The sequence below is a fragment of the Pseudomonas sp. IPO3778 genome (assembly GCF_013386825.1).
GTDB lineage: Bacteria > Pseudomonadota > Gammaproteobacteria > Pseudomonadales > Pseudomonadaceae > Aquipseudomonas.
In genome coordinates this window covers 34,889-60,870 of sequence record NZ_JACARC010000008.1, presented here as the reverse complement: position 1 = coordinate 60,870, position 25,982 = coordinate 34,889, and the positions used below count along the sequence as shown (strand labels likewise).

The window sequence follows — 25,982 nt, the reverse complement described above, 5'->3', positions numbered from 1 at the left end:
TCCTGTGTTTACACCACGCCTCAACAACTTCAGTGGCGTCCCACCGGCGACCTTGCAGCAATGGCTGGCCGAATCGCAGCAGGCGCTTCACGACCTGAGTACTGGTGCCAAGGGCGAGTCGTACAGCTACACCCAGGGCGACGGCACCAAATCGGTGACTTACACCCGTGCCGATATCGGCGCGTTGCAGGCTCACATCAACGCGCTGTTGTATGCCTTGGGCATGCGCCGGCGCCGCGCAATACGGCCGGTGTTCTGATGACAATTGAATCGGTAATCCTCGACTCTCGCGGGCGGCCCCTGATGCCACTGCCGCCGAAGGCTACAGGTAATGCCACGCTCCGTACTGAGGGAATGGCGGGGCAGTCGGTTTTTCCTTACGAGGCCTCGAACTGGTCCACGCAGGAAATGGGCGATTGGCTGCCCTGGATTCGATCGCCTGACGCGGAAATCAACCAGTTCCGCGACCGGATGGTGGCGCGCCATCGTGATCTGGTACGCAACGATGGTCTGGCCGCCGGCGGCATCACGCGCATTCTGGATAACACCGTGGGCGCATCTTTGCGCTTGTCGGCCAACCCAGACTATCGCGCCCTGGCCGCCATGACTGGCAACCGCAAGTTTGACGCGGTCTGGGCAGAAGAGTACCGCCGGGCGGCCGAAGCACTTTGGCGGGGGTACGCCGACGATATCGGCCGTTACAACGATGTGTCTCGGCAGTTGACCGTTTCACAGCAGCTTCGCCTGGCGCTTCGCCACAAGCTCATTGATGGTGACTCGCTGATCGTCAGCTACTGGATGCCGGAGCGGGTTGGCTATGGCCGGGCAACCTATGCTACTGCGTTCATGATCGTCGACCCGGATCGGCTTTCTAACCCTTTTCAGATGGTCGACAGCAAGTACATGCGTGGTGGTGTCGAGATCGATGATCACGGCGTGCCGCTGGCCTATCACATCCGCAAGGCTCACCAAAACGACTGGTACAACTCTGTAGAGAGCATGGACTGGGAGCGGGTCGAGCGGGAAGACGAGGACGGCTGGCGCCGCGTTATCCACGATTTCGAACATGACCGCGCAGGGCAAAACCGAGGTGTAGGCGTTTTCACCCCTGTGCTGGCGCGTTTCAAGATGCTGGCACGGTATTACGGTGTTGAACTGCAGGCCGCGACAATCGCTGCGACGTTCGGCACCTACGTCACAAGCCCTTACGACCCGGCGCAAGTGGCAGAAGCGCTGGACGGTGGTGATGAGCTTTCTGCTTACCAGGGAATGCGAGCCGAGTGGGCCCATGAACGGCCAGCGATGTTATCCGGTGCTCGTATTCCCACCCTGGCGCCGGGCGAAGCGATTACCTCGGTGGGCGCTGCTCACCCGCATAACGGCTTTGGTGAATTCGCCGCCGAGATGTCGCGTACGTTCGCGGCGGCCTCGGGCATTTCCGCCGAGCAGATTACGCAGGATTGGTCGAAAACCAACTATTCCAGCGCCCGGGCTGCCTTGCTCGAAAGCTGGAAAACACTTACGCGCCGAAACCACGAATTCAAAACCGGAACGGCTACGCCGGCCTATGCATGCTGGCTGCAGGAGGCGATGGATCGCAACGAACTGCCATTGCCCAATGGTGCCCCTGACTTTGCCGAGGCCCGAACGGCTTACTCCCGGTGCGATTGGCTGGGTGTCGCGCGGGGTTGGGTCGATCCGGTCAAAGAGAAGCAGGGCGCGATCCTCGGCATGGATGCCGGTTTGTCCACGCTCAAGCGTGAATGCGCAGAGCAAGGCCTTGATTACGAAGAGGTCATCCAGCAGCGCGCCGCCGAAGTGAAAGCGTTCAAGGAGGCCGGTCTGCCCCCGCCGAACTGGTTCGGTGACAACGCTACAAACGCCTCGACACCTGAAGAAGAGCCAACAGCACAATGACCAATTACCCACACCTCGCCCAGAAGCTCTTCAACGTGCCGCTGGCGATCACCCCGCAGAAGGCCGAAATTGTGATGGCCGCGTTGGCGGACCGTTTCGGCCTCGCTCGACTGTTTCATGCTGACGGCCGGGTGGTGGCGCTGGATGACTGGGATGGCGATATCGGCGAGCCGGCGGAAGACCGCGCCTATGAAGTGGTGCAGGGGGTGGCGATCATCCCTGTGACCGGCACCCTGGTGCAGAAGCTTGGCACCTTGCATCCCTATAGCGGCATGACCGGCTATGACGGCCTGCGCGCCTGCCTCAGCATGGCCCTCGATGACAGGAAAGTTAAAGCCATCGTCCTGGATATTGACAGTCCAGGTGGTGAGGTAGCTGGTTGCTTTGACTTGGCTGACTCGATCTTTAAGGCTCGGGGGAAAAAGCCAGTCTGGGCCATTTTGACCGAAAGTGCCTACTCAGCGGCCTACGCACTTGCGAGCGCTTGCGACTACATCGTTGTACCTCGTACCGGGGGTACAGGCAGTGTCGGCGTCATCTGCATGCACGTTGATATGTCGAAAGCCCTCGGTGCCGCCGGCGTGAATGTGACGCTGATCCACTACGGTGATCGCAAGGCTGACGGGGCGGATTCGAAGCCACTGTCCGATGCGGCGTTGTCGCGTTATCAGTCCGATGTCGATGCCATGGGCGAACTGTTCGTTAACACCGTGGCCCGCAATCGGGGGATGTCAGCCAAGGCTGTACGCAGTACCCAGGCCACCACTTTTCTAGGCGCCGCTGGCGTCGAGATTGGCTTCGCCGATGCCGTCATGGCACCGGACGAGGCATTCCGCTCCCTGCTCGCCGAGCTGGGCTGACGTTTCAACTCCTTTAAAACCGAGGTTCACATGTCCAAGCTTTCCCGCAGCGTGGCGAGCGCGCTTTCGTTCGCCCATTTGGCCGGTATTGGATCAATGCGTGGCAAAAAGGCTCGTGCTGACGACGATGAAGATGAGCGCAAGGACGCTCGAGCAGATGACGACGAGCCGGACGACGGCGACGAGCAGGATCGTGATAACGGCGACAGCAAGAAATCACGCAAAGCCAAGAAGGCTAAAGCCGGCGAAGACACTGGCGATGATGACGACGAATCTGACGAGAAGGACCGAGCTGATGACGGCGATGCTGAAGACGAAGATGACAAGAAATCGTCTCGACGCGCCCAAGGCAAAGCGGCTGCTGACGACGATGATGCGGACGCCGAAGACGATGATGACGAAGATGAAATGCACGGCAAAAGCGCTGCTGCCAGTGCTCGTCGTCGCGAGCGTGCGCGCTGCGCCGCCATCTTCGGTTCCCGTTATGCCGCACGCAACCCAGTGCTCGCGGCCAACCTGGCGTTCGGTTCCAACATGACCCGCAAGCAGGTGCTGGCTGCCCTGCGTGATGCGCCGGCTGAAAGCACTGCCAACCATTCCCGATCGGCAAAGAATCCAAGTCTGGGTGCCGGAGGTGGGCGAACGCTTAGCCGTAAGGCTGAGATTGAGGCCGACTGGGATCGCGCCATGTCCAAGGTTCGCGGTCGCTGATCGGCCCGCCCGTACTTATTTTCAGGAGATAGACCATGTCTTATGTTCCACAGACGCCGCTGGTTGAACAGCGGCACGCGGGCGGCTTCATCGTTTCCCTCGCAAACGGACATCAATCGATTGATCAGGTGCTAATCAATCAAGGTTTTGGCCGGGTCGAGGCGGGCACTGTCTTGGCTGATGTCGCCTCGGCGTACACCGCGACCGGGACGGCCACAGCGGGTAATACCGGTAACGGCACAATGTCCGGCGTAGTTGCCCAGGCGCCGGCGCTCACAGGCACTTACATCGTCACCTTGACCTCGGAAACTGAGTTCTTGGTCGTGAACCCCAATGGTGAACCGGTCCCAGCTCAGGGCGGGACGATTGACCTCAGCGCGGAGGGCGTGGCTGATAGTCCCGGTGCCGTTGGGGCGGTGTTCAACTCCCAGGGTATTGGCTTCCTGGTTGCCGCCGGTTCGGCGGCTTTTGTCAGCGGCGACAGTTTCAATATTGTCGTAGCTGAGACCGGTGGTGGCTGGACTCCGCTCAACAGCGCGTCGGCTGATGTGGCTGCGTACGGGCTGCTTTACCGCGTGACCGACACCACCAACGGCCCGGCAACCGCAGCGGCGGTTGTCCGTAACGCCGAGGTCAATGGCTCGGAGCTGGTGTGGGACCCCTCATTGACTGCCGCTCAGCAGGATGCGGCTATTGTGGCGCTGAAAAGCCAGGGCGTTGTTCAGCGCTGATCCGCTTGCCTTCTCATTTTTCTAAGCCCGCTTCTGCGGGCTTTTTCGTTTTTAGGAGTTGCCTTCATGGCCTCATTGGACGTGTTTCAGCAGGACATTTTTTCCGAAATCGCCCTGACCACCGCTGTCGAGAAATACCCGTTCAAGCCGACCGGGATCGGCGATCTTGAAATTTTCGAGCCAAACCCGATCCGTACTACGGCTCTTGCTGTTGAGCAGCGCCAGGGCAAGCTTGTTCTGATCCCGTTCTCGGATCGCGGCGAAGAGGGCACTCAGCGCACCACTGAAAAGCGCCAAGCACGTTACTTCGATGTGCCGCGGCTGATGCACTCCGACACCATCACTGCTCAAGAAATCCAGAACATCCGTACGTTCGGCAGTGAAACGGAGCTGATGCAAATCGAGACCGAGGTCGCGCGTCGGGTCAACGGCCCTACCGGTTTGACCAGCAACATCGAATACACCTGGGAGTTCCAGCGCTTGGCGGCGATTCAGGGCTTGTGCCTGGACGCAGACGGCGAAGTGAAATTCGACTGGTTTCAGGAGTTCGGCATCGATAAGCCGAAGGACATCGTCTTTGACCTGACTCTCAATGCCGATGGCTCGGCAACCAAGCCGAACTCCATCCGCCCGATGTGCAACAACATCGTGCGCACCATGGCCCGCAAATCCCAGGGCGCGTTTTTGCCGACCACAGAAGTTTATGCACTGGTCGGTGATGATTTCTGGGATCAGTTGACCAATCACCCCGACGTGATTCGGACCTACTACAACTGGGCTGCGGCGGAAGAGCTGCGTCAGGGCAATGCGTTTCAGGCGATGCGCTTCGGCGGTATCAACTGGTTCAACTATCGCGGCTCCGATGACGCAACCACCATCAGCGTCAAGCCGAACGAGGCGAAGTTCTTCCCCAAAGGTGCCCCAGGTATCTTCGAGGTTGCCTATGCGCCAGGCGAGACCTTTGAGTGGGTGAATACCCCGGGCAAGCCGGTCTACATCCTGCCGATCTTCGATACTCAGCGCAAAATGTGGTGGAAGGTCGAGGCGTACAGCTACCCGCTGCACATCTGCACTCGCCCTGAAGTTCTGATGTCTGCGAAGTTGAAATAAGCATGGCCGTCGATTGGGATCGCGCCGTGCTGGCACCGATCGAGAAAGTGTTCGGCGAAGGAAAAGGCCCTGATAAGCAGCCGATGTTTTATCCGGCCTTTGGCGCGAAATATCCCATCGACGGTGTTTTTGATGCGGCTTATCGCGACGTTGATTTCTCTGACCCGCTGACCGGGGCCAACTCGGCTAAGCCTGTCCTGGGGGTCCGTCTCGCTCTTTTCGATGCCCTTTTTAAGCCTCCCCCCACTCAAAATGATCAGGTGTACATCCCAAGCGTGGGCAAGCGCTTTGTGGTGACGGATGTTCGTCCTGATAGCCACGGGTGGGCCAAGCTCATGCTGAGTGAAATGTGATGACGACCACCTCCGAGCTACGGCAAATCACGGCAGAGGCCCTCAAAACGGGGACATCCGCCGGCAACAATGTTTTTGCAGCCAGGACCTGGCCAACATGGAGCGGCAGCTACCCCATTATCTGGTTGCACGCGCCCGAGGAGGACAAGGACTCGTTGGGTCGTCAAGGTGGGCCGCAATTCACCGTGACGGCGACAATCCGGATCAGCGCTCGACTACAGGTGAAGGCGCTCCCTGATAATGCCTCGGCCGCTGCAATGATCTTGGCGCTGGAGGACATGAAGCGTCAGATTGAAATGGCGGTGATCAACTTTCCTCCGCTGATGAGCAGGCTGCAGCAGTTCCCCTTTATTCGTTCCCATATGCGCGAGGACGGCGAGGGCGAGCAAAACATTGGCGAGTTGGTCATGGATGTCGGCATGGAGTTCTACCAGGGCCCCGAGGATTTTTATCCGCGGGAAGGTGCTACAGATGAACCTCCGTTTGATCCAGTGGCGGCCTCCGGTGTTCAGGCTATCGGGCCGCTGACCGGGTTCAACGTCACTGGCGACCTGATTAACGTCGTCGACCCCACGGGTACCTATCCTGATTCGCCGTTCCCTGGCGCAGTTACACCGGCTCCGCGCACTGTTGGCCCTGATGGTCGGGCAGAGGGCGGTCTTTCGTTCGAATTTCCGCAGGAGTAATCATGCGCATTTATCCATTTCCTGGGTTGTTGGTCCGTGACCCGGTCAAACGTGACGCCCTGCCGGAAGAAGGTCGAGAGGTCGCAGACAACGACCTCTACTGGCTTCGCCGGCTCCGCTGTAATGACGTGACGCTCACACCACCGAAACCGGTGCCGGTAGTGGAAGTAAAGCCACCGGCCGTTAAAGGCGATAAGCCTGACACCCCTGAACCACCCAAAGGGAGCGACAGTTAGCGTTCTGGCGCAGCGTGACGCGCTGGTTGCCGCGGTTGAAGCTGCGGGGCCGGGGGCTTTAATCCACCCGACCCTGGGTGCGCTCAAGGTGAGCGTGCCGGCTGAGGGCCTGAGTGTCACCGAGCGCTGGGACATGGGGCGCTATTTTGAGATCAGCATTGTCTTCATTGAGTCCGGTGATCGGGTGTTCCCCTCAATCACCACCTCGAGCGGGTCCTTGCTGGATAAGCTCGCTGATGCCCTAGGCGTGTCATCGGCGCTGGATTTCATCCGCAAGATAATCGGCGGGGTCACGGCCGTGATTAACGTGGTCGAGGGCGTCATCAAGTTCGGAAAAGCCATTGTCGGGATGGTGGTGGGGGTGATTGCGGATTTTCAGGTGCTGGTAGGGAGTATCACCCACGACGTGCGCAGCATCACCAGCTTGGCCAGCCTGATGACCGGTGACTTTGGGCGATACGCCAACGGCAACGTCAGCAGCGTGCTCATCACGAGCAAAAAAGCCAAAAACAGCAGTGCGACCATGGCCGATCTGATCGCCAATAACACGGCCAATCGTGCGGCGGTTGACGCGGCGATGGATGCGCTCGTTGACGCTTCGACAAACCTGGACGCGAGCAGTGGGCAGGTATTCACCGATGCGGTTCAAGGTGTCATGGGCGCGCTGGTAGCCAGCATTGCCGACCCGGGTAGCGCCATTTCCTTGCTCGGGCCGCTGGCCAGCTACACCCCGGCCACCTTTGGTGGTCCCGGTGCCATTGGCGCCGCCCGCCAGGTCGCCCAGGCCGCCACCAGCGCCTTGCTACGCCGTGCAGCCCTGGCAGCTATCGGCCAGGTTGTAGCGACCTATGTGCCCACCTCCTACGACGAGGCTATGACCACGATGGGGGTGGTAACGGGGTTTATTGATGCGGAGTTGTTGGTAGCTGGCGACAACGGTGATGACGAAAGCTACAGCGCCCTGGTCGCTCTGCGCCAGGCGGTGGTCAAAGCTCTAACCACCACCGGTGCGACTCTGCCGCGACTGGAGACGTTTTCCTTCCGGACGCCGATGAATGCCTTGAGCATGGCCAATCGGCTCTATCGCGACTCCACCAGGGCCGACGAGTTGATCCAACAGGCCGACCCGATTCATCCAGCGTTTATGCCGACCACGGTGAAGGCGCTGGCGAAGTGACCGGACTGACAGCGTCCAGTAGTTGATATGGGTGGGTATTAAGAGGATTTACGCAGGCACGAAAAAGCCTGGCGGGCCGGGAATTCAAAGGACCCTAAATTATCGGGCACGAGCCCTATCTGGGATCAGTTGTCGGGGCCATCCTCTGGGTTGCCGACAAACAGGAGTTTGACCTCAGCAAGCCTGTAGGTACGAATGGCTTCCTGCAGACGGGGTTCATCCTCGAGCACCTCTTGGACGTAGTCATCAAGAAACTCCTGTATCGCCTGACTCAGACTGGCCTCATCCATCAGCGACAGATGGGTGGATACGTCTCCGTCGTTCCTCACTTTCACTTCAAGCTTAGTGCGGCCCGTATTTTTTCTGTTCTTCGGCTTTCCGCCGAGATCTATATGAGCTGTTAGTAACTCAAATGGAACTCCAAGCGCTTCGGAAATCTTGTGAGCCATGGCGACTCTTGGATGAGCGAGTCCATTTTCATAACGTGAAATTTGAGATGCCGTTATCCCCACAGCTTCTGCGAGCTGATTTTGATTCATGCCCGATTTCATACGATGGAACTGGAGGTTGGAGGCAAAGCTCATGTGTGCGACTCACGGATGTGCTGGAGGAATTGCGAAAGAATAATGAGGTGCGCAGCAGTAATTTTCAAATATTGCTTAAAAATGCGTTTACATGATTTATATTGAGTTGTATGCTTTTTTAAAGTCAGGCACGTGGAGCGGTATAAATGGCTAGACCAAAGGGGCAAGAAGGTAAGGTTCGAGGGATAAAATTTCCCACAGAAGTGTTGGAGTGGCTGGAGTCTGGTGCGCAGCAGGCAGTGCGCTCGTTCACTGGCGAGGTGCTTTATAAGCTGAAGAAGCTGAAGGAGATAGAGGATGCTGGAGAAAAGGCAAGCGCCTAAAACGAAGAAACCCCAGTGCGGGAACACTGAGGCTTCTGGAAACGAGATCAACTTCGGAGAAGAAATCGCCATGAGCGATATTAGCACAACCGTTTCGAATGTCATCCCGTTCAATTTCGGCAAACAGCAGGTGCGCACGTTGCTGATTGATGATCAGCCGTGGTTCGTAGCCGCAGACCTCTGCGCATCTCTCGCAATCGCCAACGTATCTCTCGCCGTGAACGGTCGTGCGGACCGTGAAACTGACGGCCTGGACGAAGACGAGAAGGGTATTGCCACTGTCAATACCCCCTACGGCGCGCAGGAAATGCTGATCGTGAATGAGTCAGGGCTTTATGCGCTGATCTTCAAAAGCCGCAAGGCCGAAGCCAAGCGTTTCAAAAAGTGGGTGACCGCTGAAGTCCTTCCAGCGATCCGCAAGCATGGTCGCTATGAGGACCTCGGCAAGATGTCCACTCTTATGGATGAGCTGATCGGCATGAGCGAGCTGAACGTCATCAAGGGGCTGATCCGCGATAAAGCGAAAGTGATTCCGCTGGACAAATATCAGAGCTTCGCACTGACCATGCACAGCCGCCTGCACACGCGCTTCAATGTTCCACGCACCGAGCTGATTCCGGCAGGTCAGTTCGAGCAGGCCTGCAACTTCATCGCTGCATACGCCTTGGAGGGCGAATGGTTGCCGAAGCAGAAGCCGGATCGCCACCTAAATATCCATTTCCCAGTCGAGTCGTTGGCTGCCCGAAGGGAAGGCATGCTGAAGCCTCTAGGTGGTGGTAATGCATGGCTGGACGTCAGCCTGAGCGACCTGCGCGAAGCCTTCAGCTCTCCATGCGAATTGATTCTTTCTGAACTGTCTCGTGCCGGATATGAGGTTGAAGGCGCATGGTGGGAGGTGCGCACGCTCCGCAACAAGGTGGGGGATCTGTTGGCAAGAATCCATGGAATCACTCGGGCTGCTGAAGAGCCTCATCGTTACTCGGTGAGCATGGAAGGTGCAGCATGAACGCCCTGATGACCGTTCCGTTTCATGGGGTGAACCTCCAGCTTGTCGATCATGAAGGGCAGCCATATGTGCCGATGCGGCCGATGGTCGAGGGCATGGGTATTGACTGGTCCTATCAGTCCAGAAAGCTGAATGCCTCGAAACGCCGATATGGTGTTGCTGTCATAGCAACCCCTTCAGCGGGAGGTGAGCAGGAGTCAATCTGCATCCCGCTGAGGAAGCTCCCTGGATGGTTGGGCACCTTAGAGCCGGCCAGAATGAAGAATCCCGAGTCTCGGAAAAAGATTGAAGAGTTCCAGGACGAGTGCGACGACGCCCTCTGGCAATACTGGAACGACGGGCACGCCGTAAATCCGAGGGCCATGCCACCGCCGGCCAATGATTCAGCGGTAGAGTTTGGCAAGCTTGCCCTGGCCCACCTTCCAAATTTGGGGGACACCAGCAAGCAAGCCTTACTGAGTCACATCAGCGAGCTCGCTTTCGGTCAGCGCCTGATTCCGCTACCAAAGGTCGAAGAGCACCTGATGCTGGCCGGAGAGGTCGGTGCTCTGCTTGGGGTTTCGGCCAACCGGATCGGAAAGCTGGCAAATCAGAATGAGATGAAGACCGAGCAATACGGCGAGTTTCGCTTGGACAAGTCTCGGTACAGCAGCAAGCAGGTGGAAACGTTCCACTACAACCAGGCCGCAGTTGAGCGATTGCGGAAGATGCTGTGAGTTACCTCTGGATCAATTCAGGGGTTTCCAGACTGCTGTGTTCTTACCATTAACGCATTTGGAAGTGACCATATACTTTTTAAGGTAGAGCCGACCGTCTTTGTCGGCCTCCATTCGATTGACCTGGCCGCCGATTGAGTTTGGGTTGCAACTTGTATCGAGCGTAAATTTTGTTGGGTCCACGTAAGGGGTCAAGTCTTCGGAGAGAATGTAACGGTCACTTTTCATGGTGGTTCTGGATATGTGTGTAATATTGTAGGTTTTACCGTTTTTTGTGATTTTTTGGATGTCTAGGATTGTGTACGAAGCATCACCCATCATTCCGGTGTAGCACTTAGATGTGAGCTCTATTTCTCTAAGTTCATCAACCCTAGAGGTCATATTGTTTTGTCTTATCTCTGCTACGGTAGCTAATGCATCAGCGTTATTACAGGTAGTCACAGCTGGCGCGCCCTTTCTTTCCATATAAAGGTCGTCAGCAGCTGAAAAACCTGAGTATGACGCGGACATCAGGAGTGCAGCTAAAAGGCAGGTTTTCAAGAAAATGCTCCATTTACTTATGCTTCGAGGTGCTTGTTGATGTCTGACGATCTAACCATAACCTCAGGTGATTTGACCATCAGCGGATGGACCGACGTACGTGTGACGCGCGGCATTGAAAGGCTTCCTAGTGACTTCAGTATTGGTATGACGGAGTTCTACCCGGGCGAGCTGGATAATATCCTCCTTGAACCAGGCAGTGTTTGTCTGGTAAGCCTTGGCGATGAACCTGTGGTCACGGGTTATATCGACCACTACGTGCCCTCTATCGGGCCAAGTGATCACTCCATCCAAATCAACGGCCGCTCGAAATGCTCGGATCTCGTTGACTGCGCCGCGGAGTGGGCTGGCGGTCAAATTAGCAATGCGACTGTCCTGGAGGTCGCACAGAAGCTCGCTGCTGTGTACGGGCCAACAAGGCCTGACGGAGCTCCGGAAGGGATAGCTGTAGCAACCAACGTTTCATCGTTCTTGCTGCCTATCATCCCGCAGACCAACATTATGCTTGGAGAAAGTCCGTTCGATATCATCGAGCGTATGTCCAGATTTTCGGCAGTGCTGGCCTATGATTTACCTGATGGCAGCTTGTTTTTATCCCAAGTTGGAACTCGCCAACTGGATAGCGGTATTGCTGAAGGAATGAATGTTCAGCGAGCCTATATAGATTATTCAGCTGACCTGAACTACTCAGCGTATGACGTGTATTTGCAGTCTACTGATTTGTTTATGGATGTCGGAGCCGCTGGGAATCTTAAGTATTCTGCGGCAGACATAAACGTCAAACGTCATCGACGAATGGTGATTATTGCCGAGAGCGGAAGTATGGGACTCGATATCGCCGAGAAACGCGCGGTGTGGGAGTCGGCCCGCAGATTTGGAAGATCTAGGGTCGTTAAGGTGGTTGTAGATAGTTGGCGAGACTTATCGGGCTCTTTGTGGGAGCCGAATACTTTGGTGCCGGTTTCGCTTCCGCGGCTGAAGCTTCCTTCGGCAGTGCTGTTGATTAGCGAGGTCACCTTTCTGCGGAATGACGACTCCGGCACAACTGCCGAGCTCACGTTGATGGCGCCCGCCGCCTTTACGCCGCAACCACTCAACCTAACCCCGCTCTGGGGTGACGTTCCACAGGGGCATTATGGGTAGCAGAGTTGATACACCGAGCGTGCTTCAAGGGCTCCAGCGCCGTATTCAGCTTCTGGCTGGGTGGGCGAGGGTGTCCTTTGCCAATGACGGCAAGACGGCACAGCTGCTGCAGGTGAAGCTCAACGACTCAGAAACGCGGGACGATACCCCGCGTATCGCTGAGTTTGGCTTTACCTCCGTGCCACCCGACGGTTCCGACGTGCTCGTGGTGTTTTTGGGCGGCGACCGTTCCAAGGGCGTTGTCGTGGCCACCGGTCACCAGGCGAGTCGGCCGGTCAACCTTTTGGCTGGCGAGTCCATGCTCTACGACCTGGCGGGTAAGTCGGTTTACCTGACCCAGGATGGAGGGATTGTCATCGAGGCCAAGAACTCTCCGGTCACGATCAACAACGCCACCCAGGTCACAATTAACGCCGCGGATGAAATCAATTTTGTGACCCCGCTGGTCAAGTGCAGCGGCGACCTTCAGGTTGCCGGCCAGGTCAGCGATGGCGTGCGCAGCATGGCTGCCGATCGGGCGCTGTTCAATCAGCACACCAACGGTCCTGGCACCGTCACGCCGAGCCCTCAACAATGACCGACATCAGCACCACCTGGATCTCGAGTACGGGCAATGGCGATTGGTCGATCAGTGGGGGCGCGCTGGCGAGCGGTGATGACCTGACCAGTGCTGTGTTGATCAGTTTATTCACCGACCGCCAGGCCAATGACGACGACGTTCCTCCGGATGGCGGAAATGACCTCCGTGGCTGGTGGGGGGATGCTGGTGAGGACGTCCTGATTGGCTCCAGGCTGTGGCTGCTGGATCGATCAAAACTCACTCCCGCCGTGGTCAACACCGCAAAGATTTACATCGAGGAAGCACTGAAGTGGCTCATTGATGATCAAGTGGCTCTGGGGGTAAGCGTGGCCACCGCCATCGCGAGTAGCAGCCAGTTAAACAGCCTTATCACCATCACGCGTCAGGACGGTTCTGTGGTTCCACTCCAATTCAACTGGGCGTGGAGCCAGGTTTGATTTGTTGCTGGCCGCCGACCCGCCCTGAGCGGGTATTTTTTTGCCTGGAGTTTCCCGCCGATGCCGTATACCAGACCCACGCTCACTGATCTGCGCGCTAATGTTGCCGCCGATATCACCTCAGGCCTGCCGACGGCCGATGGGCTGCTGCGTTTTTCCAACCTGCAGATCACCGGCAAGGCTGTCGCCGGGCTGGCTTATCTCAACTATGGCTACCTCGACTGGATTGCTAAACAGGGCGTGCCCTATACAGCCTCTGGCGAGTACCTCTATGCCTGGGGAGCCATGAAAAATGTCTACCCGAAACCGCCGACGGTTGCGGCGGGTGCCGTTACGTTCCCAGGTACGCCCGGGGTTATAGTTTCTGCAGGCACTCAGGTGGTGCGAAGCGATTCTGAGACGTTCACGACGCAGGCGTCAGCGACTGTCAGCCCTGGGGGAACCCTGGTGGTGGCGGTGGTGGCGGACTTGGCGGGAGAGGCAGGGAATACCCCTGTGGGCGGCCTGATGACCTTGGGCACTTCCGTCACCGGCGTGCAATCCACCGGTGCGGTTACCGCCGTTATCACCGGCGGCGCAGATCAGGAGGAAGACGAGGCATTCTTCGGGCGCATGCTGGCGGCTTACCAGAGCACTCCCAATGGCGGATCTCACAGCGACTATGTGACCTGGGCCGAGAGCGTCTCAGGCGTCACTCGCGCATGGTGCATGCCCAACGGGTTTGGTGCCGGCACCGTGGTGGTGTATTCGATGCTTGATGACGCCAACGCGGCTTATGGTGGCTTTCCCCAAGGCACAAACGGCATCTCCTCGAGCGACAACCGAGCCACTTCTGGAAATCTTGCCGCCGGCGATCAGTTAATCATCGCGAACAGCGTCTACATCCAGCAGCCGGTGACCGCCATGGTCTACCACTGCGCGCCGATTGCTGCGCCGATCGCTTTTACGATCACCGGGCTCACTGGCGCATCAACAGCAATCCGGGCCGCTGTAGCAGCCGCAGTTTCGGGAGTTCTGTTCGACCAAGGCGCACCGCTGGCCGATGGCTCATCTGTCGACATCTCGGATGTGGGCGCAGCCATTTCAGCGATCGCGGGGACACAAGGGTTTGTAATCACGTCCCCTGTGGCAAACATCCCCAACACCCTCGGCCACCTGCCAACGCTTGGCACCATTACTTACGGCTGATTGCCATGTCCAAACCATCATTCACCGACGCCGACTTCACATCTGCGCTGCTTGGCCTGTTGCCCCGCGGGCGCGTTTGGCCGAAAGACTTAAGCAGTGTCCAGGCGCAGGCCGTGTCATGTTTTGCGCCGACGTTCACACGGATAAGCGACTCAGCGTTGAATTTGCTTGAAGACCTGTTCCCCGCATCGACCATCAACTTTTTACCCGAGTGGGAAGCCACGCTTGGGCTTCCCGATCCTTGTGCCGGGATGTCTCCGACCTTTCAGGGGCGCCGGAACCAGGTGGTTGCGCGATTTTCCAGCAGCGGTGGACAGTCCGCTCAGTTCTTCCAGTCGTTCGCCCAGGGCCTTGGCTACACCGTGACCGTTACGCAATACGCCCCGTTTCGTTGCGGGCAAAGCGTCTGCGGGCAGCAATTGGGTGGTGAGGATTGGTTCTTTGCCTGGGCCATCAACAGCCAGCTCAACACCATCAACCACTTTCGGGTCGGCCAGGCAGCCGCTGGTGAACCCCTCACTTCGTGGGGTAACGCAGTGCTCGAGTGTGAGCTGTCGCAGGCCAAGCCCGCGCACACCATTTTGCAGTTCCATTATTCGTGAGGTCATAGATGTTTCAGATCGATAACTCAACGGCCGTGTCGGCTATTCCGGCTCCTACTCCAGCCGGGCCACCTGGATACTTCACCGACGGCAATCCGGCCACCGGGGCTTCGGCGACGATCTTGACCGCCGAATTCATGAATACGCTGATGATGGAGACGTTGAATGTCTTGTCCTCGGCCGGCATAACGCCTGAGAAGGGGCAATACAATCAACTGGCTCTTGCAATCTCCAAAATCGCCGGGTCGAACTCATCCTGGGGGAGTATTGGAAATAAGCCGACAACGATTTTCGGATATGGCATTACAGATGCCTATACAAACTCACAAGTAGACGCCTATCTCGAGAATAAGGCGGACAAGGCAACTACTTTGGCCGGTTATGGCATTACAGATGCCTATACAGCTTCACAAGTGGACGCCTATCTCGAGAAGAAGGCGGACGAGGCAACGACCCTCGCCGGTTACGGTATTTCTGACACCTACACCGCGACGCAAATCAATACGGCCCTGGCGACGAAACTGGACACCAGCGGCGGCCAGATCGATGGATTTGTGGTGATCAACACCGCCGGGCAAAGCGTTTCTACGGCCGGGGTGCGCATCACCAACCCTACCGTCGGGGCTGGCGCGGTGTCGGGCATCAAGTTTGAAACGACGGTCACGGCGACCTCCCTGGTGCATGTCGGGGGGACTTCAGGCGTAGCGGTGCGCGACGCTAGCGGCAACTACGCCAAAGTCGACGCGGGCGACGTCACGTCAAACGGTTCGTTGTGCCACTCGGCGGCAACCTTCCTCAAGCCTGCCAGCGGTATCTGGGTGCAGCTGTCTGGCAGTAGTCCGGTGGTGCCCGCTGGCGGCACTTGGGCGTACTACGTGACGAACTACAACGGGAGCGGCGCCGCCCTGGGTGCCGCGGCGGGTGTTGTTGCCGGAGGCATGGCGGTGGGCAGTTCCAACAGTCAAGGCTTTGCCTGGAGAATTCAGTAATGGATAAGCAGGAAGACGCGGTAACCGAATACGTCGAGCCGGTGGCACCAGCCGCCCAGGTCGGGGACATTCAGCGCCGGAAGGACAACAGCTACACCGTCACGCTCAACGGCTACCCGTTCCATGTCACCGAGCAAGACACGCCTGAGGTGTATCAACAGGTCCTGGCCGACATCGCGGCCGGGGCCAGCGTCACCGACTATGCCGACCCGGTCCCCAGCGATGAGCAGCTAGCGGCCACGGCGCGCGCCTGGCGAGACGGTGAAATTTCGGTGAGTCAGTGGCTTGTCGATCGACATCGCGACCAAGTGGAGGCCGGCGCGGCCACCACGCTGACCGCTGACCAGTTTTCGGCGCTATTGGTTTATCGCCAGGCTTTGCGCGACTGGCCAGCCGTGACTGATTTCCCTGCCGACGCTACCAAGCCGGCCGCTCCGGGCTGGCTGGCCGCCGCCGAGGAAGCTCCTACCTCATCCGCGTGAACCGCACCGCCTACTTAGCAGTGACAACAACAGTGCCTCATCCAGTAGCCGCCTTGAGCGGTTTTTTTATGTCCGGAGAAACCCATGTCAATCACTGAGCAGCAGTTGCTGCCGATCCTCCCGAACGCCGGCCCAGTGCCGGTTTTTTTACGACTGGAGTTTGCCCAATGACCGTTCCAATTCCCCGCGGTATCCGAAATTGCAATCCTGGCAACATCGACTTTAGCCAGGCCAACAACTGGCAGGGCCAGCTCCCGTACGACCCTGCTATTGAGTCGCGCTTCTGTCGCTTCGACTGCGCCGAGAATGGTATTCGCGCCTTGGGCAAGCTGCTGCAGGTCTACTTCAACAAGTACGCTCGGACCACGGTGCGCGCCATCATCACCCCGTATGCGCCCGGGAACGAGAATGATACTGCTGCATACATCGCCACCGTGGCCCAGCGCTGTGGCCTGGGGCCGGATGATCAGATCCCGAGCATCACCGACCCTGTTGTGCTGGGCGTTCTGATTACCAGCATCATCGCGCAGGAGAACGCCGACTACGCCTACCCGGATGCCGTGCTCGCAGAAGGCCTGCGGCGGGCTCGGGTATGACGGCCGTCCATAAGCTGGCCGCGCTGGTGTTGCTGACCCTCGTGCTGATGGCCGGCGCCGCCGCCGTGACCTGGGAGGTGCAGGACTGGCGCTTCGGCAAGCAACTCGCCAAGCAGGACGAACTGCACCAGGACGACCTGACTGCGATCACCAATGCCGCCGCCGCCCAGGCCCGCGCCGAGCAGGACAAACGACTGGCCACCGAGCAGCAATTGGCCGCCTCCGACCAACAACACTCCCTGGAGCTTTCCAATGCTCAACGTAGCCAAGCAACTCTGCGTGATCGCCTTGCCACTTCTGATCTGCGGCTGTCAGTCCTTCTCGACGCCACGGATTCAGCCAGTGGCTGCGACGTGCCTTCCGCCCCCGGCGCCGTCGGCGTGGTTCATGCAGCCCGTAGAGCCCAACTTGACCCAGCGCATGCTCAACGAATTATCGCCATCTCCGACGACGGGGATAACGCCGTGATCGCTCTGCGGGCGTGCCAGGCATATGTCAGGGAAATATTGCGCTAAGCTTTGAATGGGTTTGGAGAGGCGCAAGGAGAGGGCGATGGACTATTACCAGTTGGGGCTGGCAGTGTTGTTTATTTCTGCCTGGGTCTTTGCAGTGTCAATAGTCATCTACTCTATAGCTGAGTAAGGATGCCCTGAATTCGCCATATCTATGCCCATCACCATCCTTAATTTCAGATCAGAAAAATTAGCATGACTTCAATTCATGTGGGAAATGTGGATCAGGGCGGATTCCGGGCTTTGTCAACCTTGCTTCGTGGAAGCTCGCCTAATTTTTCAGCTTGCGCAAAATCGCAAGGCGGCATGTGTCACGAAAATTCTACGCAGAATATCCGAAAATTATTCCAGGCGGTGCCGTGATCTTGCTTCGGGAGTGCCACGGGCACGTCAGGGCTATTGATCAGAATTAAATTCAATGATCCGACCCTCCCCACGTGATCGATTTCCGTAACGGCTTCGTCAACATGGTGGGTGTTCCTGCCGATACGGCCGGACTGCCGCCCATGAAGATCGAGGAGCGTCTCAGGCCAAGAACGGCTTTCGCGGCATTTTCGGAAATTTCCCTGCCGTACGCAGGAAGGTGGACCTCCTAATTTCCCCATAAAAGCAGGAACATCGTGGCGACGGAAGCGGGGCCTGTACTCATGATTCCTTTACGAATTCTCCTGCTTGAGGATCTGACGTTGTGAACAACGTCGTGATCTCAATGTGCGTGGGCGGCTTCTAGAACAGGCAATTCCGTTCTTCCCGAGTAAAGAAGTTGTGTCCCAGATCAGTGCTCCGGCGGCTGTAACAGTCTGCCGAAAGCCTGACGAGGTTTATTTTTGCCAACAAAAAGGAATCGTCCATGCGAGCCCGTCCGTTGTCCTTCGTTCCTGCACTTCAGGCAGACGTATCGCCCATACGAACAGTTTTGCCACACGGCATCCTTCTTTCTCTGCTTGTGGTGAGCCTGATGCTGGCCTTCCCCGGTAGCAGTTATGCCGGTGGCGCTGCGGGAGGGAACACTTCAACCGCTCTTAGTACCGCCGGTGGCACCGCAGGCGCCGGCTATGATGATAGCACCGGCACGACCACTAACAGCGCCGCAAATATCCCCGCTTACACGGGCGGTAACGGTGCCGGTGGCACAGCCGGTGGCGGAGCCGGGGGAACTTCCCCCATCTTTGGCGGTGCCGGCGGCGGTATAGGCACTATCTCAACCTCGCCAGCCAGTCTGATAGGTGCGGTGACTGGCGGCAAGGGGGGCGATGGCACTACTGGTGGTAGCGGTGGCGGTGGCGACGGTGCCGTTCTGTCAGGCAGTGGCACCGTCAACGTCGCCGTCACCGGCGGTGCTGGTGGCAGCGGTCGTGGAGCACTCGGTAGCGGCACCGCCGGTGGCGGTGGCGGTGGCGCCGGCATTGTCTATACACCAACGAATTCAACCTTGACGATTGGGAGTGCCGTGACTGGCGGCGCTGGCGGCGTCGCCGGCGAGGGCATAGCTAAAGCCGTAGGCGTCGTTGGAGGCACCGGAGGCGGCGGTAGCGGTGTTTGGGTAACCTCCAGTGGTATCGTGAACGTAACGACTGGAGTCGTCACAGGCGGTAATGGCGGCAGTCCCGGCACCCCCGACGTGTACAATGGGGGAGGTGGGGCTGGCGTCGTTTTCAGCCGTGCCGACGGTCAACTGGAGGTCGCTGGACAGGTCCTCGGCGGCGCGGCTGACAGTAACGGTGGTGGTACAGGGGGCGCTGGGGTCAACATCATTTCCGGCGGCGTCCAGGTGACCGTCGATAACGGCGGGCTCATTTCCGGGGGCGCAGGAGGACAGGTAGCAGTAACAACGACCACTGGGGGGGCGTTCCTAGCGGGCAAGGGCGGCACGGGCAGCGGGGGCGCTGCAGGTGGGGACCAGAACGCTAGCCTTTCTGCAGGAGTTGGCGGCTCTGGCATCGTTGCCGCAGGCGGCGGCAATATCATCGTCAGCAGCGGTGCCATCAATGGTGGAAACGGCTTTACCGGTCTTGCCAACGCAATCGACTTTAGTGGCAATAACAATGTCCTGGAACTTCATCAAGGCTATAGCTTTAATGGGGATGTGGTAGCGACTGGATTGTCCAACCAATTGGTTCTGGGCGGCGACTCCAGTCCAACGGCGAGCTTCGACGTGTCCCGCATCGGGGCGGCGCTCGGTAGTAACACTACCGCGTATACGGGATTCAGCAATTTCCAGAAAGCAGGTGCCAGCACCTGGACGCTGGCGGGGACCACGACCGCAGTGACGCCCTGGACAGTATCAGGCGGCACGCTGTCGGTCTCAAGCGACGGCGCGTTGGGTGACGCCTCCGGCGTATTGACGCTGGACGGCGGCACTTTACAGAACACCGCCACGTTCACCACCGCCCGAAATGTCGCGCTGACCTCCAACGGCGGAACCCTGGAAACCGCCGGCGCCGACCTGACACTATCGGGTGTGATGTCGGGGCAGGGCGGATTGATCAAGGCGGGAGACGGCAGCCTCATTTTGACCGGCGAGAACACCTACACCGGTGGCACTTCCATTACCCAGGGCACTGTGCAAATAGGTGATGGTGAAACGACCGGCAGCCTCCTGGGCGACGTTCAAACCAGCGCCGGCACCACACTGGCGTTTGATCGCAGCAACCCCTACGCATTCGGCGGCGTGATCTCGGGCGCTGGCGCACTGAGCCAGATCGGTAGCGGTACGCTGAGCCTGACCGGCGACAGCAGCGCATTCACGGGCACGAGCGATGTGGCCAACGGCACCCTGGAGGTCGACGGCAAGCTGGGCGGCAGCTTGACGGTGGAAAACGGCGCGACCCTGGCCGGCACCGGCACGGTCGGTACGACCACCCTGGCCAGCGGCGCGATTCTGGCGCCCGGCAACAGCGCCACGCCTGTGGGCACCCTGAACGTAAATGGCAACCTGACCTTCGCGCCCGGCTCGACCTATCAGGTGCAGATCCCGCCCGGCAGCACCACCAGCAGCCTGGTAAACGTCACCGGTACGGCCAACCTGGCAGGCTCGGTGGTGCATATCGGCGAGAACGGCAATTACGCCGGGTCCAGCACCTACACCATCCTGACAGCCGACCAGTTGAACGGCACTTTTGATTCGGTATCGAGCAACCTGGCCTTCCTCACGCCTGCGTTGTTCTATGACGCCCATGACGTGATGCTGCGCCTGCAAATGAAGGAAAACTTTGCCGACGCCGCCGTCACCCGCAACCAGCGCGCCGTGGCCAACGCGCTGCAAAGCCTGCCGGTGGACAGTGCGCTTTATAACCACATCCTGAACCTGCCCAACGGTGCACCGCAGGCGGCGTTCAACGCCTTGTCGGGCGAGTCGCACGCCAGCACGGCCTCCGTGCTGCAGGGCGTCACGGACAATGTCATCAGCCTGCCCATGGCTCATCTGCGGGCCCATCTGGAGGCGAACGAGGCGCCCAATGCGGAACCGGTCTGGGCCCAGTTATTCGGCAACTGGCATACGTTGGGCGGCAACAGCAACGCGGCCAAGGTCGAGCAGTCGGACGGAGGCGTGTTCGTCGGCGCGGACCGGCCAATCGCCAACGGTTGGCAGTTGGGTGGTGCGCTGGGTTATACCGACAGCCACAGCACGGTCAGTGATCGCGCATCCAAATTCGATATTGATAGCTACAGCGCCACCGCTTACGGCGGCAAGGCGTTTGACGCCGGTCCCGGCAAGATCAAGGTGACGGCCGGCGCGGCCTATACCTGGAGCGATATCCGCAGTCGGCGTGACGTCAGCGGGGCCGGGCTGGACCAGACGTTGAAGTCGACCTCCGGCGCCAGCACCGGCCAAGTGTTTACCGAGTTGGGCTACGCATTGCCGTTGAACGCCCGCGCCACGATCGAACCGTTTGCCGGCGCTGCGTTCAGCGACCAACGCCTGCGCGGCTTCTCGGAATCGGGTGGTTTTGCTGCACTGGACGGCGAACGCAACACCAACGATGTGACCACCACCACGCTGGGCCTGCACGCACAGATGGCCTTCACCGCCCTGCAACTGCAAGCCCACCTGCACGGCACTGTGGGCGTGCGCCATGCCTTCGGTGATGTAACGCCCGAGACGACGATGGCGTTCGAGGGCAGCCAGCCGTTTACCGTCGCGGGCGCCCCCATCGCACGCAATGCGGGCGTCACGGAACTGGGTGCGGATGTCACCGTGAGCAAAAACACCACGGTGGGCATCAGCTACAGCGGCCAGTTTGGTGCGGGCTACCGGCAGAACTCGGGCAACGTCAACACCAATTGGCGATTTTGAGGCTGGTAGCTTTATGTTCTACCGCGCGGTGGCAGTGCTGCCGTGCGGGTCTTTGGATTTGCAGCATCACGGGCTGGTTACCAACTCGACTACCCATATTCAGATAACAGCATTGTAGATGAGAGGGGTTTATGCCAACGAAGGAGCGGTCATTTTCGATTAAGGATCTGATCACAGCGCTATTGCGTGATCAGAATATCCACACCGGCTCTTGGGGGCTGAATATTCATTTCCTGGCAAGCGGCGCCAACGTTAAGCAGGCGGACGGTGCTGCGCTGCCAGGTCTAACGGTCGCGGTCTCAGGGCTTACGCTTGTTCCGACGGCGCACGGGGAAGATGGCAGTCTCGATGCTTCATTGGTAAATCCGGAGAGAAAGAATCGAGTCCGATCGCGGGCGAAACTGAAGGCAGTGCATTAAGCGCTGGAAGAAGCAAGAAGCCCGACGCTGCGGGCAGGTTGAAGGCCGATCTCGAAATGAAGTCGCGATCGCCACTCAGCCATCCGTGTTATTCCGCAGCCCGCTTTATTCGACCGATCTTCACCTCATCCGCGTAACCCACCAGCCTGTCCGCTTCCTCATATAGCGTTCCCACCAATCCCATCAACGCAATGGCGTCGGCATTGCTGAGCTTTTCCGCAAGTTTTCCGAGGTCGACACAGGACTGGTCAAGGTTTGAGGCGATCGCCTTGAGGTCACGGCGCAGCTGCTGGTTGGGTTTGGTGAGGGACATGGAGATGCCTTAGGTATTTGCCCGTCGAATAGTGAGTATGGTCGGAAAATAGAGAAGAGCTCAATATTGCGGTGCACTGCGGGGTTCCCCCTAAGGTCAGTCGGGCGCCATGAGCACGGCCAGGGTCAGCTTGATGAACTCTTCGTTTTCGTCGATGGTGTGCAGCGCACCGCGCACGTTTTCAGCCACATCAGCGGAGCCACGCTGCTCGACCCAATTCGATAGCTCCATGATGGAAGCCTCAAGGGCCAACTGGTTTTCGTACAGCTTGGAGAGCAGGGAAGGGAGCAGGTCTGAGTTGGGCATCGGCGTTCCTCTGGTGGAGTGAACAGCTTAGCAGTCGATGTTCTTTAGGTAGCTTGTGTTCGGTCGGCAGGACGCCGGGGAGGTGGTAAAATACCGGTTGCGGTCTAGAGCAGATAACCCCAGCGGCGAGAAAATAGTACAGCGAGTAGTACATTTGGTCGGACGATTCGGATAAACGACCAATAAAAGCTGGCATTTTTTACCTTAATTAGATTCCGGCTTCGGGCACCATCATATTCAAGAGTTTGCGGGGTTTTAGGACTTGGCTGGCTCTTTGTTTTTTTTCAGCAATATTCTTCTCCTTTCCGCAATTCACTTCGTCGGCGTAACTTTTTTGCCGATGCATTTGCGGATGTAGTTCTCTGTCATCACCACGGTTGTGTGCCCAAGCTGATTTCTGGCTTGCAGAATATCCCCGCTTGATTCCGCCTTATCGGTACCAGCCTTTGCGCGCAGGTCCCTCATTTGAAAGTCTGTCTTTTTAACGCCGGCAGCTTCTCTCGCAGCATCAAATCTCCCCCGTAACATACTGCTGGTCATGGGCTGCCCGTTGTCCATAACGATGAGTTTGCTGGACCGGATTTTATGACTGTCTTTCCTGGCCAGTATTCGGTCGATAACAACCTTCAACTCCCCAGCGATCTCAATTCGTCGCTGGCTTTGGTTTGTCCTTGCTGCACAGCCAGGCGATCTTCCCTGATATCGCGCTCATCCATTTTGAGGGTTTCAGCGATACGCTGACCTGTCAGGTAGAACAGATCAAGCGCGTCGTTTAGCGGCTGGTCTGCGTGCAAATACACCATCGCGAGCATTTCATCTTCGACGTAGATGTCACGTCCGCTTTCCTTATTGCCTTTGACACCGGCGCAGGGATTGGCCAAGGACGTGTAGCCGCTGGTTCCAGATCGAGCTGAGCAACGCTTTCTCGCGATTTGCACGAACAGGTGCGGTCTTTCCTAGATGTCTCAAGTATTGGGCAACGTGCTGGGGCTCAATAGCTTCCAGCGGGGCAGACGGTGTGCCGCATTTCCTGCTCGCCCAGTTCCTGCCGCTTCTCGGCAAGCTTGGCTGCGCGTTCCTTCTGTTCGGCAGCCATGGCCTACCTCTTTTACTCCGCTGGCCGGCAGTGCGAGCCAGGTTTGTCGTTTGCGTTGCTGGGTGCGGGCTATGCGGCGCATTTAGTTCGCCCCGGCTTTGCCTTTGGGTAATTCACCTGTATTCGTCAACACTCATTCCTCCCGCTGGTTACCGATGGGCGCCGGGGAGGAGTGCTGACGGGTAGAGGTGGGGGTGGGCTAATAGACAGGGCGGACAGTTCAAAGGACTGGCTCTGAACCGAGCGGCCGATGACGCTTGTTCAAAACGCACGATAGAGTTCTGAGGTAGTGGGCTATGAAGATATTTGTGTCTGAGGCACTGCCTTGCTTTGATACGGGGTGCGATGAGGCTAATTGCTGGGGAATTTGTTCGATGCTTCCGTTGGTTTCAGATGCAGCGAAAACTGTAGTCTGTGCCTATCGACAGTGAAGCCTTGGAGAGACATTCTCGGCGAGTACCCGAATGTACCCGTCATTGTAGAACGACATCCTGATGCTCTTCGGCGGAGGCGGCTAGCACACATTCGAGTACCTGGAAGACATCGAGTCCGATGCTCGACACAAAGTAGTTGCCAAGGCTCGTGATGTGCGCAGAGATGTCATTGCCCCAGGGTGGTATGGACTGACGATTCTCGATGTCCCAGACGACAGAAGAGGGGGGTAAGTCGTCCAGCGTGGCTTTCGCCAGCCTTAGTTCGGCCAGTGCAGGCAAGGCATTCATATGAGGAAGGCGCCCCTGGTAGAGTTCATTCATCAGATGTGGCAGACGGGAGCCCCAACCGTTAGGTTCACAATGCACGCTGATCGTTGAGAAAAAAGAATGCACGAACGACGGAGCACCAAACTCTTCCGTGATTGACCCTACCGTTACTTCGACTGTCATTTGCACTCTTCCCAAAGTGGCGTTGCCGCCTATGTGATTAGTATCGAGCGAATTTCCCCTGAAATTACTGCTCGTGGCTGCATTAAGCCGCCGGAAACTGAGAATAGCGGGTTCCTCTGGATTTGAATCCAGGGATTTGGCGTATCAGAGGCTTTCAGAGATCGTGGTCTCGTCCGCATCGGAGTGTGAACTGCATGACCTTTGTCTGCCTTTGCTCTTGCACTGGCTGGCGGTACTCAGTTCACACCCCGATGCGGCCTGCGATTCGGCACGCAGGTAACCGGGCAGTTAATGACAGGCTGTCGTGGCGTTAGTTGTTCAGTCGAGGTTTCGAATGGCGATGCTGCAGTTCAGCAAAACCGACGGCACCGAAACACAGGCGCTCAAAGAAGCGAACATATTCTGCGAATCCCAAGGCCGAGAAATCCTGCTTGATCACATGCAGGCAAGTGAGTGCGCATTCCACGGCGGCTGCGGTGAGGCAGAGATTTATTTCTTTTGCCTGGTCAAGGATGATCCGCAATTGAAACGCCAAAAATACAGCCCGGATCCCACACAAAAGATTGAAATCGATCAGCGCTGATCAGCTAGGTCTGTTTGGTCCAGCAGCTTAGGCTGGGCTACAGTCCCGCCAAACCAAAGAGGGAACGACATGCAGATTTTTGGACGGGACGTCCCAACCCCAGAGGATATCTGGCAACTCTACAGCCAGATTATCCAGTCCCCGGAACTCTGGAGGGCCGGAGAGTTCAAGGACGCGGCGGCCAAGGTTGGCCTTCGTAAGGTTGCCTCTCGGCAAGGCTACTTCAGCTTTTCCGGGAAGAAGCATATGACTGGAAACGCCATTATCGTCGGTGATTTCATTGAGGAGATACGGCTGTTCATCGGACGTGAACCGAAAGACCTCACCGAAATACTCTACCAAGAGGATCGCGGAAAGATCGCTCAGCTCGCATGGGAATACTCCGCTCTTTTCAGACAGGAACTCGGGGAAGCGAGAGTTGCGCACGATAACAACATCTTTGAATACAACGATCACCGCGTTCGCGTGCTATCGAGCGGTTGCGTCTGGGTCGTAATCTCCAACCTGTCAGTCATCAGGCAATTACCAAATGATTGGTGGCTACAACCCACAACATAGTTACTTCCCAGGTGCCATACGAGACGATCCGTCTAATGGGGCAGATG

At 57.9% G+C, this 25,982-nt stretch carries 32 protein-coding genes and 2 pseudogenes; 27 read left to right on the top strand and 7 right to left on the bottom strand.

Going from position 1 to position 25,982, the window contains the following annotated elements:
• Positions 1-4: 4 nt before the first annotated feature.
• The 11 genes and pseudogenes from gpW to HX855_RS02275 all read left to right on the top strand — a co-directional run bounded on the left by gpW (position 5) and on the right by HX855_RS02275 (position 7,781).
• Entirely contained in the window at positions 5-259 is a 255-nt protein-coding gene (gene gpW, locus HX855_RS02320; RefSeq protein ID WP_177085223.1) for a gpW family head-tail joining protein, read from the top strand.
• Positions 259-1,917: a phage portal protein gene (locus tag HX855_RS02315; RefSeq protein ID WP_177085221.1), complete on the top strand. Its 1,659-nt coding sequence runs from the start codon at positions 259-261 to the stop codon at positions 1,915-1,917. The genes gpW and HX855_RS02315 overlap by 1 nt, the downstream gene beginning before the upstream one ends.
• Positions 1,914-2,777, top strand: coding sequence for a S49 family peptidase (locus tag HX855_RS02310; protein WP_177085219.1), 864 nt, complete (start codon positions 1,914-1,916; stop codon positions 2,775-2,777). Before HX855_RS02315 ends, HX855_RS02310 begins: the two co-directional genes overlap by 4 nt.
• 30 nt (positions 2,778-2,807) lie before the next feature.
• Positions 2,808-3,488 carry a hypothetical protein gene (locus HX855_RS02305; RefSeq protein ID WP_177085217.1) on the top strand — a complete coding sequence of 227 codons (681 nt, stop codon included), beginning with the start codon at positions 2,808-2,810 and terminating at the stop codon, positions 3,486-3,488.
• A 35-nt stretch (positions 3,489-3,523) separates the two neighbouring features.
• Positions 3,524-4,219, top strand: a complete 696-nt coding sequence (locus HX855_RS02300) for a head decoration protein (RefSeq protein ID WP_177085215.1) — start codon at positions 3,524-3,526, stop codon at positions 4,217-4,219.
• A gap of 66 nt (positions 4,220-4,285) precedes the next feature.
• The gene (locus HX855_RS02295; RefSeq protein ID WP_177085213.1) at positions 4,286-5,329 is read left to right on the top strand and encodes a major capsid protein; all 1,044 of its coding nucleotides are present in this window, start codon (positions 4,286-4,288) and stop codon (positions 5,327-5,329) included.
• A gap of 2 nt (positions 5,330-5,331) precedes the next feature.
• Positions 5,332-5,682, top strand: coding sequence for a hypothetical protein (locus HX855_RS02290; protein WP_177085211.1), 351 nt, complete (start codon positions 5,332-5,334; stop codon positions 5,680-5,682).
• Positions 5,682-6,368, top strand: coding sequence for a phage tail protein (locus tag HX855_RS02285; protein ID WP_177085209.1), 687 nt, complete (start codon positions 5,682-5,684; stop codon positions 6,366-6,368). The genes HX855_RS02290 and HX855_RS02285 overlap by 1 nt, the downstream gene beginning before the upstream one ends.
• A 2-nt stretch (positions 6,369-6,370) precedes the next feature.
• Positions 6,371-6,604: a DUF2635 domain-containing protein gene (locus HX855_RS02280; protein WP_177085207.1), complete on the top strand. Its 234-nt coding sequence runs from the start codon at positions 6,371-6,373 to the stop codon at positions 6,602-6,604.
• Positions 6,561-6,683, top strand: a pseudogene (locus tag HX855_RS33715) (DNA circularization N-terminal domain-containing protein); the annotation flags it as partial. The gene HX855_RS02280 and the pseudogene HX855_RS33715, both read left to right, overlap by 44 nt.
• Before the next feature lie 9 nt (positions 6,684-6,692).
• The gene (locus tag HX855_RS02275; protein ID WP_309139798.1) at positions 6,693-7,781 is read left to right on the top strand and encodes a hypothetical protein; all 1,089 of its coding nucleotides are present in this window, start codon (positions 6,693-6,695) and stop codon (positions 7,779-7,781) included.
• A 125-nt stretch (positions 7,782-7,906) separates the two neighbouring features.
• Here HX855_RS02275 and HX855_RS02270 read toward each other — a convergent pair whose 3' ends face one another.
• Positions 7,907-8,365 (bottom strand): helix-turn-helix domain-containing protein, encoded by a 459-nt coding sequence (locus tag HX855_RS02270; RefSeq protein ID WP_177085205.1) that lies wholly within the window; start codon positions 8,363-8,365, stop codon positions 7,907-7,909.
• Positions 8,366-8,511: 146 nt separating this feature from the next.
• On the opposite strand from HX855_RS02270, the gene HX855_RS02265 reads away from it, so the two are divergent.
• From HX855_RS02265 to HX855_RS02255, 3 genes are read left to right on the top strand one after another with little or no spacing between them, the layout of a single operon-like run.
• Positions 8,512-8,688, top strand: coding sequence for a hypothetical protein (locus tag HX855_RS02265; RefSeq protein ID WP_177085203.1), 177 nt, complete (start codon positions 8,512-8,514; stop codon positions 8,686-8,688).
• Positions 8,663-9,694, top strand: a complete 1,032-nt coding sequence (locus tag HX855_RS02260) for a BRO family protein (protein ID WP_256352982.1) — start codon at positions 8,663-8,665, stop codon at positions 9,692-9,694. The genes HX855_RS02265 and HX855_RS02260 overlap by 26 nt, the downstream gene beginning before the upstream one ends.
• Positions 9,691-10,410, top strand: a complete 720-nt coding sequence (locus tag HX855_RS02255) for a phage antirepressor N-terminal domain-containing protein (RefSeq protein WP_177085201.1) — start codon at positions 9,691-9,693, stop codon at positions 10,408-10,410. The genes HX855_RS02260 and HX855_RS02255 overlap by 4 nt, the downstream gene beginning before the upstream one ends.
• Before the next feature lie 12 nt (positions 10,411-10,422).
• Here the strand turns inward: HX855_RS02255 and HX855_RS02250 are convergent, their stop codons facing one another.
• Entirely contained in the window at positions 10,423-10,950 is a 528-nt protein-coding gene (locus tag HX855_RS02250; RefSeq protein WP_177085199.1) for a hypothetical protein, read from the bottom strand.
• 39 nt (positions 10,951-10,989) lie between these two features.
• On the opposite strand from HX855_RS02250, the gene HX855_RS02245 reads away from it, so the two are divergent.
• The 10 genes from HX855_RS02245 to HX855_RS02200 all read left to right on the top strand — a co-directional run bounded on the left by HX855_RS02245 (position 10,990) and on the right by HX855_RS02200 (position 18,915).
• Positions 10,990-12,093: a phage baseplate assembly protein gene (locus HX855_RS02245; protein ID WP_256352981.1), complete on the top strand. Its 1,104-nt coding sequence runs from the start codon at positions 10,990-10,992 to the stop codon at positions 12,091-12,093.
• Positions 12,086-12,670, top strand: a complete 585-nt coding sequence (locus HX855_RS02240) for a phage baseplate assembly protein V (protein ID WP_177085195.1) — start codon at positions 12,086-12,088, stop codon at positions 12,668-12,670. The genes HX855_RS02245 and HX855_RS02240 overlap by 8 nt, the downstream gene beginning before the upstream one ends.
• Positions 12,667-13,110 carry a phage GP46 family protein gene (locus tag HX855_RS02235; protein ID WP_177085187.1) on the top strand — a complete coding sequence of 148 codons (444 nt, stop codon included), beginning with the start codon at positions 12,667-12,669 and terminating at the stop codon, positions 13,108-13,110. Before HX855_RS02240 ends, HX855_RS02235 begins: the two co-directional genes overlap by 4 nt.
• 60 nt (positions 13,111-13,170) lie before the next feature.
• Positions 13,171-14,298, top strand: coding sequence for a baseplate J/gp47 family protein (locus HX855_RS02230; RefSeq protein ID WP_177085185.1), 1,128 nt, complete (start codon positions 13,171-13,173; stop codon positions 14,296-14,298).
• A 5-nt stretch (positions 14,299-14,303) separates the two neighbouring features.
• On the top strand, positions 14,304-14,900 hold the full coding sequence (locus tag HX855_RS02225; protein WP_177085183.1) for a YmfQ family protein: 597 nt from the start codon (positions 14,304-14,306) through the stop codon (positions 14,898-14,900).
• A gap of 8 nt (positions 14,901-14,908) precedes the next feature.
• Positions 14,909-15,889: a hypothetical protein gene (locus tag HX855_RS02220; RefSeq protein WP_177085181.1), complete on the top strand. Its 981-nt coding sequence runs from the start codon at positions 14,909-14,911 to the stop codon at positions 15,887-15,889.
• Positions 15,889-16,371, top strand: coding sequence for a phage tail assembly chaperone (locus tag HX855_RS02215; RefSeq protein WP_177085179.1), 483 nt, complete (start codon positions 15,889-15,891; stop codon positions 16,369-16,371). Before HX855_RS02220 ends, HX855_RS02215 begins: the two co-directional genes overlap by 1 nt.
• Before the next feature lie 167 nt (positions 16,372-16,538).
• Positions 16,539-16,967: a structural protein gene (locus tag HX855_RS02210; protein WP_177085177.1), complete on the top strand. Its 429-nt coding sequence runs from the start codon at positions 16,539-16,541 to the stop codon at positions 16,965-16,967.
• Positions 16,964-17,482 carry a lysis system i-spanin subunit Rz gene (locus HX855_RS02205; RefSeq protein ID WP_177085175.1) on the top strand — a complete coding sequence of 173 codons (519 nt, stop codon included), beginning with the start codon at positions 16,964-16,966 and terminating at the stop codon, positions 17,480-17,482. The genes HX855_RS02210 and HX855_RS02205 overlap by 4 nt, the downstream gene beginning before the upstream one ends.
• Positions 17,483-18,732: 1,250 nt before the next feature.
• Entirely contained in the window at positions 18,733-18,915 is a 183-nt protein-coding gene (locus tag HX855_RS02200) for a hypothetical protein (protein ID WP_177085173.1), read from the top strand.
• 416 nt (positions 18,916-19,331) lie between these two features.
• On the opposite strand, the gene HX855_RS02195 is transcribed toward HX855_RS02200, so the two are convergent.
• The gene (locus HX855_RS02195; RefSeq protein ID WP_177085171.1) at positions 19,332-19,541 is read right to left on the bottom strand and encodes a hypothetical protein; all 210 of its coding nucleotides are present in this window, start codon (positions 19,539-19,541) and stop codon (positions 19,332-19,334) included.
• Between the two features lie 39 nt (positions 19,542-19,580).
• Between HX855_RS02195 and HX855_RS02190 the strand changes: the two genes are divergently transcribed.
• Positions 19,581-21,776: an autotransporter domain-containing protein gene (locus HX855_RS02190; RefSeq protein ID WP_177085169.1), complete on the top strand. Its 2,196-nt coding sequence runs from the start codon at positions 19,581-19,583 to the stop codon at positions 21,774-21,776.
• A 507-nt stretch (positions 21,777-22,283) separates the two neighbouring features.
• Here the strand turns inward: HX855_RS02190 and HX855_RS02185 are convergent.
• The 4 genes and pseudogenes from HX855_RS02185 to HX855_RS02170 form a co-directional block, all read right to left on the bottom strand.
• A complete protein-coding gene (locus tag HX855_RS02185; protein ID WP_177085167.1) occupies positions 22,284-22,508 on the bottom strand; it encodes a hypothetical protein in 225 nt (74 codons plus the stop codon).
• Positions 22,509-22,604: 96 nt separating this feature from the next.
• Complete coding sequence (locus HX855_RS02180; RefSeq protein ID WP_177044645.1) at positions 22,605-22,814, bottom strand: hypothetical protein; 210 nt, start codon at positions 22,812-22,814, stop codon at positions 22,605-22,607.
• A 312-nt stretch (positions 22,815-23,126) separates the two neighbouring features.
• A pseudogene (locus HX855_RS02175) lies at positions 23,127-23,831 on the bottom strand (tyrosine-type recombinase/integrase); the annotation flags it as partial.
• A gap of 552 nt (positions 23,832-24,383) precedes the next feature.
• Complete coding sequence (locus HX855_RS02170; protein ID WP_177085165.1) at positions 24,384-24,794, bottom strand: Imm70 family immunity protein; 411 nt, start codon at positions 24,792-24,794, stop codon at positions 24,384-24,386.
• Positions 24,795-25,128: 334 nt separating this feature from the next.
• Between HX855_RS02170 and HX855_RS02165 the strand changes: the two genes are divergently transcribed.
• Positions 25,129-25,377 (top strand): hypothetical protein, encoded by a 249-nt coding sequence (locus HX855_RS02165; protein WP_256352980.1) that lies wholly within the window; start codon positions 25,129-25,131, stop codon positions 25,375-25,377.
• A gap of 69 nt (positions 25,378-25,446) precedes the next feature.
• A complete protein-coding gene (locus HX855_RS02160) occupies positions 25,447-25,935 on the top strand; it encodes a hypothetical protein (RefSeq protein WP_177085163.1) in 489 nt (162 codons plus the stop codon).
• Positions 25,936-25,982 lie beyond the last annotated feature (47 nt).